11 protein-coding genes are annotated in these 12,780 nt (G+C 43.2%); all 11 read right to left on the reverse strand.

Going from position 1 to position 12,780, the window contains the following annotated elements:
* Positions 1-62 precede the first annotated feature (62 nt).
* Complete coding sequence (locus tag L4D78_RS13595; protein WP_428467423.1) at positions 63-2,156, reverse strand: metallophosphoesterase; 2,094 nt, start codon at positions 2,154-2,156, stop codon at positions 63-65.
* Positions 2,157-2,180: 24 nt separating this feature from the next.
* The gene (locus L4D78_RS13600) at positions 2,181-3,302 is read right to left on the reverse strand and encodes a PTS fructose transporter subunit IIC (RefSeq protein WP_428457827.1); all 1,122 of its coding nucleotides are present in this window, start codon (positions 3,300-3,302) and stop codon (positions 2,181-2,183) included.
* A complete protein-coding gene (locus tag L4D78_RS13605) occupies positions 3,295-3,609 on the reverse strand; it encodes a PTS fructose transporter subunit IIB (protein ID WP_428457826.1) in 315 nt (104 codons plus the stop codon). The genes L4D78_RS13600 and L4D78_RS13605 overlap by 8 nt, the downstream gene beginning before the upstream one ends.
* A 10-nt stretch (positions 3,610-3,619) precedes the next feature.
* Positions 3,620-4,138 carry a hypothetical protein gene (locus L4D78_RS13610; protein ID WP_428467424.1) on the reverse strand — a complete coding sequence of 173 codons (519 nt, stop codon included), beginning with the start codon at positions 4,136-4,138 and terminating at the stop codon, positions 3,620-3,622.
* Positions 4,139-4,336: 198 nt separating this feature from the next.
* Positions 4,337-4,672: a SemiSWEET transporter gene (locus tag L4D78_RS13615; protein WP_428457824.1), complete on the reverse strand. Its 336-nt coding sequence runs from the start codon at positions 4,670-4,672 to the stop codon at positions 4,337-4,339.
* A 49-nt stretch (positions 4,673-4,721) separates the two neighbouring features.
* Entirely contained in the window at positions 4,722-7,253 is a 2,532-nt protein-coding gene (gene ptsP / locus L4D78_RS13620) for a phosphoenolpyruvate--protein phosphotransferase (protein ID WP_428467425.1), read from the reverse strand.
* 90 nt (positions 7,254-7,343) lie between these two features.
* Entirely contained in the window at positions 7,344-9,974 is a 2,631-nt protein-coding gene (locus L4D78_RS13625) for a glycoside hydrolase family 38 N-terminal domain-containing protein (RefSeq protein ID WP_428467426.1), read from the reverse strand.
* Positions 9,975-9,985: 11 nt separating this feature from the next.
* Positions 9,986-11,080, reverse strand: a complete 1,095-nt coding sequence (locus L4D78_RS13630; protein WP_428467427.1) for a PTS fructose transporter subunit IIC — start codon at positions 11,078-11,080, stop codon at positions 9,986-9,988.
* Between the two features lie 11 nt (positions 11,081-11,091).
* A complete protein-coding gene (locus tag L4D78_RS13635; RefSeq protein WP_428457820.1) occupies positions 11,092-11,406 on the reverse strand; it encodes a PTS fructose transporter subunit IIB in 315 nt (104 codons plus the stop codon).
* Between the two features lie 10 nt (positions 11,407-11,416).
* Positions 11,417-11,923, reverse strand: coding sequence for a hypothetical protein (locus tag L4D78_RS13640; protein ID WP_428467428.1), 507 nt, complete (start codon positions 11,921-11,923; stop codon positions 11,417-11,419).
* Positions 11,924-12,249: 326 nt separating this feature from the next.
* Positions 12,250-12,693, reverse strand: a complete 444-nt coding sequence (locus L4D78_RS13645; RefSeq protein ID WP_428467429.1) for a hypothetical protein — start codon at positions 12,691-12,693, stop codon at positions 12,250-12,252.
* Positions 12,694-12,780 lie beyond the last annotated feature (87 nt).

The following is a 12,780-nucleotide window of genomic DNA, read 5'->3' on the forward strand; positions in this document are numbered from 1 at the left end:
ATAAATACTGGCAAGTACGGCAAAATCTAGACATATTTATCAATTCATTGCCCGACTCTGTCTTATTTGTTCAAGTCTGAAATCGCCCCTTTTTCTAAATCAAGCTCAAAATGGTAGCTTGGCTGGCCACTAGCAAATTTAGACAAAATGCCAAATAACCCACCGAAGCGCTGTTTAAAGACATCACCAAACTGCATCGGATCAGTATGAGTACCCGAGGCATGACTATCGATCACATGACTTGCTAAGGTACTGGCAAGTAATTCGTATTGCGGCATGCGAGAACGATCAATATCTTTGAACGCTAGTTCATCAGCATTTCTTAAGCGGTAAAAATCAACGGCGAGATCAAAGCCATTCCACACTGCAAAATCTGATAATGCAATTCCTTGTTTGGTGGCAACCTGCTCTGCTTTTCGGGTTGCTTGAGCCCATGCTTTTTCAAAAGCAGGATCTTTAATCTCTGCTGGTTCAAATCGTACTGAGCTTTCCTGGCACATTTCTATTGACTGGCGACCATCACTTAAGCTGGCGACTTGCTCTTGGGTTAACGGACTATCAAGCTGACTTAAAATCATCATTTGGCGTCCATCCAACGCAAAAACCATCTGCTTTAGATCACAAGGCCACTCTTCAGGTAAAAAGCGCATTCTGGTTAATTCAGTGATATGCCAATTAGTGAATTCGTAATAATCACGAGAGGTGAGTACATCTTTGTTCCAAATCTCCTCATTACCTTTGGCCTTGAGGTGCTGCCATTCTTGCTCATAATGCTCAAACAACTCATTAAAGCGTGGGACTTGGTCTAAGATCACCGTTTCAACTTCAACTTGTTGTTTTGGCTTGAAGGTCAGGAGTTTGTAGGCCGGTACATATGCCGCCATTGAGGGTGCCTGAATATTAAACAGGAAGGAGCCATCATCATAGTGCTTTACACCGGTATCATTAAAATGCATATGGCCACCAACATGCAGTTTGATCCCTGTTTGCGCCAACGCTTTACTAACATCTTCTTTTGGCGAACGTGCCAACTGGAAATTACCAGCCCCAAAGATATCTTCGATAGTTTCAGCTGCATCATTGTAGAATTCCGTCATAGGGAAATGACTGAAGGCCACCAGCGTCTTACCCTGAGCATCAGCACGCTCTACAACATTTTTCATCCAATCAATAACATGCGCTTTATGAGTCAGCATTTTGTTATAGCCTGCATTTCCTGAACCAGCAAAGTTAGCAGCCAGCTCTGGCTGAGCCATATCAGCATCAGCGTTTGGAAGATATACATTGGCATCAATCGCTAATAACCAAAGCCCTTCCACTGGCTCGACTAAGTAGCTGGTATCAGGCACCATAAAACAAGCTGAGTAGTCTTCTTGCTTATAACTTCCCCCTGTTCCTTCATGACAAATTTCATACTGCCGCTTACCGTACTCTGCCTGCTCACCCGCGATTTCAAATGTATAATCTTTTTGGTTATAACTTGAATATGGTGTCTCCCAGTACACATTTGACGATTGAGGGAAGAAGCCAAAGTCTGCCAGCTCAACCATAAGCCCTTCGTAGCCAAGCTCTCGAATTTCTTCCGTACAAATGGTTGGTAGCTCATAGCCCGCATCAATCACCGTTGACGCACCTTCATAGCCTTGGCATTCATTTGCCCCTTTGCTGTAGATGCGCTGCGTTTTGCCATCCTTACCGAGGAAATCTCCCTCACCGCTTGGGCGATCAAATGGCCTAACCGGATCGTGATTACCTGGAGCTGCAAAAAACTCAATGTCGTGTTCGTTGGCGTATTTATCGAGTATTTTTTTCAAGCCTCGGATATGCACGGGTTGGCCATCATCACTAAAATCACCGGGTAGCGCGATGTATTTAACTCCTCGCTTAACGGCATCATCTAAAGCCGCCAATAGGGCAAAGTAATTTTCATTAAACAACCGGGTTGAAGTCAGCTGCGCATGCATGCTGCGGATTGTCGCTAACTCACCACTTTTGCTGTTTTCTAACCCTTGATAGCTGCCGTCTTTAAATTCACCGTAAACATCGTGAAAGTGGATATCAGGCATAAAAGCGACTTGGATATTCTCTGCTGCTATTGCAGTTCCAAGACCACATGAAAGAATGGCTGCCACACTGCTTTTTACGATCCTTTTCATCGAAGGAGTCTCCATGACAATTAATTATTGGGCTTTGGTAACTTTGAACTTCGGTTTTGCTTCTTCTTTCTTTTCAGGTAGTTCTTCACCCTTAAATATCAGCAAAGAGCCTACGGCAATAATCCCTGAACCAACGGCAATTGCGAGTACGTATACCCCCCAACTCTCTACCGCTAACCAACCATAAAAGCCCGAAATTGGAGCTCGGTTTACGGCACCTAGGCCTACTGCTAATGCCGCACCAACCGCAGAACCAATGACGTTAATGAGAATAATTTTCGGGTTGGCCAATGCAAATGGGATAGCCCCTTCCGAAACACCGATCAGTCCCATCAGCGTTGAGGCTTTACCTGCATCTTGTAAAGATTGAGGGAAACGTTGTTTCCAAATAAGGGTTGCTACACCGATGCCGATAGGTGGAATAATAATCGCGACTTGCGCCGCAGTATTCGGGTCATAAATACCGGATGCCAACATTGCCATCGCGGTTGTCACAGCGGCCTTGTTGATAGGCCCACCTAAGTCGAAACCCACCATTCCGCCAACAACAGCGGCAAGAACAACCTTATTACTGTCAGACATACCCAATAACCAGTTTTCAAGACCACGGTTCATCGCCGCGAGTGGATCGCCAATGATGTACATCATGACAAGGCATGCGAGTAGTGTTCCCCCAACCGGAATGATAAAAATAGGGCCCGCCGATGCAATTGATTTTGGCAGTTTCACCTTGGTGACCAGCATCTTAACGATATAGCCAGCAATAAAGCCTGCGACCAAAGCGCCAAGGAAACCTGTCCCAAGATCTTTAGCTAACAGACCTGCCACCATACCCGGAGCGATACCTGGCTTATCAGCAATTGAAAAAGCAATATAGCCAGCAACCACAGGAAGCATTAGGCTTAGGGCTAGTCCACCAAAACCATCGAAGGCATGGAACATTCGCACCAACGCATTTGCAGCTTCTGCATGACTACCATCCCAAATATTATCAATGCCATAAAAAGATGCGCCAATACGCGCAATCCCCATAATCACTGCACCAGCAATGATCAGCGGCAGCATATAAGAAACACCGGTCATGATAGCTTGTTTCACCTCGCTACCAACTGTTTTCTCTTTTTTATTCAACGTAAACTTAGCCATTATTTATTTCCTCACATAGCGCTTCGAAAACAGCGTCTCCATGTTTAATCGGATCGGCTACCGCACACTCCAATACAGGTAACCCACTAAATTTCTCTTTATTTGAAATCGCAATTTCTGCAGCAATAATACAACCATCCGCACGGGCAATATCATCTTCAGTTATTTCATTTTCAATACCTAGGCTTCCCTGAGTTTCTACTTTTACTTCATGCCCTAGTTTTTCACCGACCATTGCTAATGACTCAGCAGCCATATATGTATGAGCTACACCTGTCGGACAAGCAGCAACACAAACAAAAAACATAAGTACCTCTCTAACTTTTCACTGGATTAAAATAGAAAAAGCACAGAAAAGACATAATTGTCTTTCTGTGCTTTTTTATATAAGTAAGATATTGATGGCCAAAGATATTTACAGAAGAAAAGGATAAATAAACAGGGTTAGCATTATCATCTGCAGCCGGATCCCCAGCATTACGATGACATGACTGTATTTGCTTAACAGACGAATCACCAAAAACATGCTTTAGTAATTTAAAATCAACAACTTGAAGCAAAACACTTGTCTTTACATCATCTCTTGATACTAAATTATTTTTCTGCATGTAATGATGTTTCTGGGTATTTCCCTGCGTACTCAAACTCTCCCATAAGCTAGACCATTGAACAGCAATATCATCTAAATTATCATTTTTGTTATATTCAACTCCATTTAAGTCTTCAGATTTTGGAATCAATGAAACACTAATTTTTTCAAGCATCACTAGCAAAGAGAGAAGCCATTCGCTACCTCTTCCTACTATTTTACTTAAAAATAAAAGCTCTTTTAGCATTGAGTCCATCCAAACTAAATGAATAATTAACAAACAAATCGTATCAGCATTAACATCATAACGTCTAAGAGCAAGATCACATTACTAATAGTATTTAATTAAATAATTAGTGATATATATTTCATCCATAATCAGCTAATTAATAATATACATAGTTCGTAACAAGAATATTGCAATAAAATCCACACTATATTCAACTTAGGTTTTGATATGAACACCATCTTTAAACTTAAGAAACAATACTATGCTTGCTAAAATAAATGTTATCCCATTTCCTAACACTAGAGGAATATCGTGTGACATATATCCATACACTAACCAGCAAAATACACCAAAAACGAACATGATATACATGACTAATGAAATACCTGTCGTATCTTTAGTCTTCACGGTTTGAATTACCTGCGGTAAAAAAGACAATGTTGTACATGCTGCAGCTACACTGCCTAGCACTGCCGGATGCTCCAATAGATAAGGGAAACCAATCAGACACAAGCTAGAAACCACCATAACGTTCAAAGATAACATTTTCATTTTTGCTCAATCCATCCACGATTCTGCTGAATCATTACTACTTGGCTCGTCACGCCACTTGCTCAAATAGGCACCCTTTAAGTAAGGCTGTCGTTTGTTCTGCTGTTTTTGCTTGCACTGGACATGTCTGCATCAATTGCTGCCTAAAATCACTATGCATAAGCTTGCGGGCTAACTTAGAAAAGATATTCATGTGCGTACCATCATTATCATTATTGGATATTGTCAGCATGATCACCGTTAATACCTGCTCATTCTCTTTTTCATTCCATACAATTGGTTCAGCAAGGTGAGCAACAGAAATACTATTGTGCGTAACATGTTCTGATTTACAGTGCGGTACTGCTACACCAAAACCGAGTGATGTAGCAAAGATTGCCTCACGCTCCCAAATTGCTCGTTCAGCGTCATCACCTCGCTTCACCCTGCCTTGAACTTCTAGATTGTCCGTTAAGAGCTTTATAACATCGGCTTTATTTTTTGCGCTGCATTGTATTATTAAGCGTTCATCAAGAATGTCAGGCTGATTTTGTTGTTGCCAGAACATATCAATACACGCTTTAACCTCACAAGCGGTCTCTTTACTAATCACTGTTGTTAGCAGTTTTTCACAATCGCGACTGTCCAACCGACTTAAGTGAGCACGTAACAACGCAATATTCGGTGAAGACACACTTATTTCTTCAAACCCCATTGCCAATAGCAGTGGTAAAGCTTGAATATCCCCCGCCATTTCGCCGCAAATGCCTAACTCAAGTCCAGCTCGTTTAGCGGTAACAGCAAGGTCTCGCAAGAAAGTAATAAAACTAGGGTTTAAACTGTCATACAGTGACTTAATATGTTTATTGCCTCGATCACATGCCATGAAGTATTGGGTTAAGTCATTGCTGCCAATGGAAACAAAATCCACCCAGTTTGAGATCTTCTCCAGCATGTACAAAGTTGAAGGTACTTCAACCATGATCCCAAGTCGCCATTGACCAAGCTGATAACCTTCTGCGGCCAACTGCTTTGCGCATTGATGACATAGCTGATGAACCCATTTGACCTCTTCAACGCAGGAAACCATTGGGATCATAATATCAATAGCACCCGTTTGGGTTGCACGCAGTAAGGCTCTGATCTGGCTTTCAATCATTGCCTGGTGTTGTGGATACATACGTATGGCACGGTAGCCGAGGAACGGGTTTTCTTCTTGTGGTAAGTCAAGATACGGTAAAGGTTTATCACCACCAATATCTAGGGTTCTTATAATAACTTGCTTACCGTTTGCTGCGTTTACAACCTCGCAGTAGATTTCATATTGCTCCTGCTCTGTTGGCGCATTAGGGCTATCCATAAACAGCATTTCAGTACGGAATAAGCCGATCCCTTCTGCACCTTGGGTGAATGCAGCTTCGGCTTCCAGCCCTACAGCAATATTGGCGTAAAGTGCCATTGGTCGGCCATCTTTAGCCATGCCTTTGGACGTAACAAAAGGCGCTAACTCTTTTTCTTTTGCAGCAATTTTACGTCCTTCTAAATCATAGAAGTGTGCAACGGCATCATTAGGATCCCGAATCAAACAGCCATGTTGCGCATCCAAAATAGTCCATTCAGCCCCCTGTATGAATGGCTGTAAGTTATCGATACCTGTTAACACTGGAATACCAAAAGAACGCGCCAGAATAACTGTATGGGAAGTTTGACCGGCATGAGCTAATACGATGCCTTTAAGATGGGATTTGTCGAACGCAAGCAATTCACTTGGTGTTAGATTCTCGGCAATCACTATACTGTCCGAGATCAAGGCAACTGGATTTTTCAACGGTTTGCCAACAACAATACCTGCTAGCTGAACGCACAAATCTTCAATGTCTAGCGCTCGTTCTCTCAAATAGCTACTTTCGCTATTCAGTAGAGGGGCTTTTAGTTCACTGGCGGCATCCGCTATTGCCCTAAGGCTATTTGGTTGCGAGGCCTGATTTAACAGCGCGTCACGAAATATACTGTCGCAAGCGATCTGCCGATGAGCCTGCAAAATAGCCTGCTCTTCTTTTGCATTTTCACTCAATATAGCCAAAGCATCTGCTAGCTGCTGTTGTAGCTTTGCTAGACCAGTTAACAAAGACTCCGTAATGACCTCACTTTGCTGGAGCTCTGCTTTATCAGCCAGTTGATATAAATCGACTTGGCTACAAGAAACGGGTTTACCCTGTCCAATCCCTCTTGAAACCACGCTACCACGCACAAATTTGGGGCTTGCCATCACTAGAGAGACAGGTAATGGTTGATCGTCGTTATTCTCAATTACAGCAACTGTCTCATCACAATGTTCAAAATCATGCTCAATGAAATGCTTCATGTGCTCAAAAGCCGCAATTTCATCTTCACCGTCAAACACAAACTGGCAAACATCCCCTAAAACACTATCGGTTCCAACCAGTGACAACACACTTTTCGCGTTAGCCCTTGTGCCTTTCGTGCTATTAACCAAAGATATTTGGCACTGAAACGCTTGTGCTCGGCTTTCTATTTCTGCGGCTGGCCTCGCATGTATGCCATTAACCAGTACATTTTTAAATTCAAATTGTTTCGTCATGATAATACCTAATGCATTTGACAAATTTTGGGGGTGTACGAAGCCACTCACCATCATTGTGACGGTGAGGGTTTATTATCTATACGTTAGTTACCGTTCGGTTGGGCGTAACTTCAAAGCAATGAGTCCCTGCTTCGGAATCGTCGTCGTTGCTGTCGCCTCGACTTGGCCTCGCTCCATGCCATCGGCAACTTCAACCTGCCAACCGGATGGGAGCTCACCCAATGCTACCGGCTGACAGCTGTTATTTATCAACCTAACGATAATGGATTGAGCATCGTCTTCCGCGGTTTTAATCGCACTCACTGCAAGGGTTGGTAGATTAAATGCCATCAGGCTGAAATGTTCTGGCGCTCTAAACACTGGTGGGGCGATCATAAATCGCTGAACCACTCCGTTGTGCAGTGTTAGCGGGGCTGTTAGCCAATGCTTTACACGCTGGCACAACTGGGCTTGCATTGCTTTTCCACTGAACGGATACAATGCAAGGCGGAACGACAACGGTTTCTTTAGTTGTGAATCAGGGCTTGCGTCCGGTAGGCCGGACAAACGACCAGGGCGGTATTTCAAATCGGGCTTACCCACATAGCCTGCAGCACGGAACAACGTAATCGCGATTGACTCTGGGTACTGCTGATATTCACGGATCCCGTCAGTAAAAATCGCAATCCCGCCATGCTTAGTTTCGCCAGCGACCAAACTTTGCATTGGGTAGATAGGTACAGGACATGATGTCCATTCCTGCGCTTGCCACACAGACAGTGCTTGCTCATCATCACCTCGGCGGATCAGACCAATCGGCTGGTCGGCAATGCTCTCCCGATTTAGGAAATCGCCGTTGACGTGCAACTGTAAGCGATGATCATCAACTTGATTTTCAAGCTGTATCTGAATATCAAGTTGATCACTGTTTTGCTCTAGAGAAAGTACCATTTCCACGGTTTGTTCTGTGCTACATACTTTGTCAGCACGCTCGTGCAGGTTGCTCGGCAAAATGACCTGATAAGTAATGCTGATCGCTGAGCGTAACGAGCCATGGGATACGTTTATCTCCGTCGCTTTCGTCGTCAGTGTAATAAGGTGATCGCTGTGAGGCGCTGAGAAATCATAATTATCTCCATCGTCTCCACCATCGACTAACGTCAACAAATCGTCCCAATGCTCACCTGTGGCGTTATTTGTCAGTGCGACCTTACCAGCTTCATCAACACTCACCGACAAGTAGTCGTTGTGAATTTCCTGAGACCGTATGCTCTCAACGGGTTCATGCGCTTTCGGTTCATCATCACTGCAATCGCTATCTTCCAACCGTTCAATTAGAAGGCTACGATAGCCACAAGCTGGCAGCGCGTTCAAAGAAGCAACAATGCGATGGCGATACCACGATTTAAAACGTTCATCACCTAGCGTTGTTGGATCCTGAACAATAGCGTTGATATCAACCAACTGGCACGCATCAAGCTGGAACTCGACAGGCTCATCACCGTCATATAAAGCAAACTGGCGAGTCGGTAGCACCAACTCCAGCTCTACCAATGCATCACGCACATATGGCAACGGATTAAAAGCAAGTACATATTCACCGTTCAGCCCTTTGGTTGACGCATCTGCCAACTGCTTTAGCGTGATATCTTTCAATCGTTCTGCACTTTCTCGTACCGCTTGAATCCGCGCTAATACCTGCTGGTTAACTGAATCGGTATTACAGCCACCAATCGAGTCATGCGCATGGCTTTGCATCAGCTGCTTCCAATTCTTTTCCATCAAGCCATAGGGGTATTTCAACCCTAAGTGGTTAGCCACAGTTAGCAAAGGTTCTAACTGATTGACCATCAGGTTTTCAACATCGCTATTAAGCTTCTTAATATCGTATCGGGTTGAATAAATACCACGGTGGATCCGGCTGTATTTTCCATAAAGCATTTCACTTTCTACCACAGGCAGTGAGCCTCCAGTGGTAGCTGCGAAATAGTCCTCAAAGTGGCACAATTGATAACTGTAACCTCGTTCACTATTGGCATGTTGGATTGCTTGTACCGTCTCGCTCTGCCATGGCTTTTGATCATGCCCGCCCATAAACAGGAATTTTTCACGTTCACCAGGCCAAAAACGTTCGGTCATTTTTTGGTCAATCCCATCGAGGTGACAACTCATCGACTTCATACCTTGGAAGGCGCTATAACCAAACTCCAAAACCGCAGTCGTGACTTCGCTACCGTTCGGTGCTCGCCAAATGAACTCGGTATTTTCAGTGATCCCTTCCCAAATCCCACGCCAGAAAACACACTTATCGATATTAAAATGCTGCAACAGCTGTGGCAATTGCTCACTCTGTCCAAAAGAGTCAGGCACATACCCCACTTTCATCACGGCACCAAAACGCTCAGCATCACGACAACCCCATAACAAGTTTCTTAGCTGCGATTCACCATGAACAACACACTGATCCGTTTGTGTATACCATGGCCCCACCAATAACTTGCCTTTCTTAACCAGCTCAATAACACGCTGGGTATCTTCCGGAACAACACTCAAGTAATCTTCCAGCATGACCGACTGGCCATCGAGGACAAAGCAAGGTAACCCGCCATCATTTTCTAATTGGTCTAGCACCTGCTGCATGGTAAAAACAAGCAATACCTGAGACTCTTCCGTACTGAAGTACCATTCACGATCCCAGTGGGTGTGCGGCACGATATATGCTTTTTTATTCAACGACATAACACTAGCCTCTATGCTGATTCAGGGTGTTTAGTTTGAGATGATTCCAAGGTCTGCTTTTTAGCAAACTGGCGCTTCATTAATACGGTTGTTCCTATCGCGACAAATGCCACGCCTGCTGCTATTGAAACGAGGTACAGGAAGAAGTTTGAAGATAGGATAAGCGCTAAAATACCCGCAGCAGGTGCCTCGACTATAGAGCTAAATAAGATGACTAATGACGCAGAAATTGCACTGCCGATGGTATTAACCAGAATCAATGCAGGGTTGGCCAAAATGAACGGTATTGCCCCTTCACTGATCCCAACACAGGACATCATCAACGCAGCACGTCCATTCTCTTGTAACTCTTGGGTATAATATTTTTTTGCAATTATGGTCGAAACACCAATACCAAACGGTGCAATCATAATCGCGATATGAGACGCCGTAACGGGCTCATAAATCCCTTGTGCAAACAGACCTAAGCTCACCGTAATGGCAGCCTTATTAATTGGCCCACCCAAGTCAAAGCCCACCATAGCGCCAAGTACTGCAGCCATCAGAACCTTATTACCGCCTGACATGTCGACCAGCCAATTTTCCAAGCCTGAATTGAGAGCAATAAGCGGATAACCCACAATATATTTCATGGTGAACAATACGATTGCAGTGCCTAATAATGGGATAATCACCATAGGAAGTAGGCTACGAAACTCTTTAGGTAACTTAATATTGGCCAGCATCCAGCGAACGAGATAACCGACCATCAAGCCGCTAAGTAATGCTCCGAGAAAGCCCATTTGCATATCTCGAGCCAGCATTCCGGCAATTAAACCTGGGGCAATAGCAGGTTTCCCCGCAAGGCCAAAACCAACGAAAGCCGCAATAACCGGGAATAACAATGTCAGACCATATAAGCCAAACGTCTTAAGATCATGTATTACTTGCGCTAAGAAAGAGTTACTTTCATTTAAATCCACCCCCGTTAACGTTTCAAATAATGAGCCAAACGCCAGCATCATACCACCAGCAACAATAACAGGGATCATATACGACACCCCCGTCATTAAGGCTTCACGCAATTTATCTAATTCTGTTTTTTCTTTTTTTAATAGTAGGGCCACGGTCATTATCCTTAATTATTATTAATAATATGCACCATCGTTTCATACACTGCCGCGGGTTGTTTTATTGGATCGGCGACTGCACATTCCAATGTTAATAAGCTCTCAAATCGTTCAGCGCCATCTATTGCAATTTCAGCCGCAATAATTGCACCATCAGCTCGTTCAATGTCGTCTTCGGTGATCTCATTGTCTATGCCCGTACTCCCTTGGGTCTCGACTTTTATTTCCCATCCGTGCTCTTTGCCAAGAACTTCTAACGCCTCTGCCGCCATATATGTATGGGCAATACCTGTTGGGCAAGCAGCTACACAAACAATAAACATATTCACCTCTTTAACAGCTTTTAAGTCTGTTGATTTTCAAGAATAAAAAAACGGCAACCACCTTAAAGTGATTGCCGCTTATTTGATTGATATTAAAGTCTTTTACTAGAAGAACGCGCTCAAATAAATTAGCTACTAAGCTGTTGAACGTCACAACTCTACCCGGAGCATAACGGTAAAAACTCACAAGAGAACTCGCAGAGACTCCTTTAGCAAAATATAAATATGTGAGTAACAAAACAGAAAGTAACGTTCGCACTTGTGCTGCACAAGACAAAAAGTTACGTTTCCAGCGAGTGCAAGTTACACCATACCAATAGCGCACTTTCTTACCGATTAAATCACCAACACAGATATAGAGCTGATTGTAGCTTGAGGCTACTTCGTCAAACTCTTTATCAGAATCAGCAATTAAATTTTCATTATTATGAATGCAAGCGCAAGAATAAATAGCATTAACCAGAGTGTATAAAACACTCTGGATAAAGGCTATTAATGTCTTTGCATTCAATTTCATTCTAATTCCCACCCATGAAGTGAGATAATCATATACAGGATATAAAAAATATTGTGTGAGGTATTTCACAATTGATGTTTTAATCATTATTTATTTTTAGTACATGATATCTAGATCCAGTCATTTTATTTATCAATATTATATTTGTACTGGCTCGCCATTTAATAAGCTAAAGAGTCAACGTTCTACTCTTTTCCACCTAACAATACACGCCATAAACAGGAATGATTTAAGAATTAACTAAAAACAAACAGCCGAATATGTTGTGCTCTATCGATACCAAGCTCTACATAAAAACTCGACAATTCGGCTGTTGTTATGATGACTTACACAACCTTTACCTGAGCCACTTTCAAATAGGCGTGTAGCTCGCCGTTTTTATACTCTATTGCTGAATGGATGCTACTGGCTTTATTCGCGACAATCGCACTTTGATAGTGGTTGTCACCTTTGAAAATCGACAACTCAATAAGACCATCAACTAACTGCCAACTACCGGTCGTTCGTAAACGCTTAAACAGCGTAAACTCATCCAGTGAACCATCAGGATAAAGCATCAGCTCGGTAATATAGCCCGCACTACAGGTTTTTATCCAATGCTGAGTAGTCACTTCATCATGCGTAAAATGCCGTTTAGTGGTCAGCCATTCATTTAAGGCTTGCTGCTCTTCGGCGTCTGGCGTAGGCAAATCATGGCGTTCGAGCAGACGAACACGTGCTGACTCTCTGTAAAAAAGTTGAAGTAGCTGCTGGGTTTTCTTTTCAGACATCCTGATCACCATAAAAAAGCATTAGATAACAAACTGTAACGCTTCTTTATGACAATATTCTATTTAAACTCAATTTTTGCCAAGCAT

Origin of the sequence: Photobacterium minamisatsumaniensis, from assembly GCF_050336695.1 — a bacterium.
Lineage (GTDB): Bacteria > Pseudomonadota > Gammaproteobacteria > Enterobacterales > Vibrionaceae > Photobacterium > Photobacterium minamisatsumaniensis.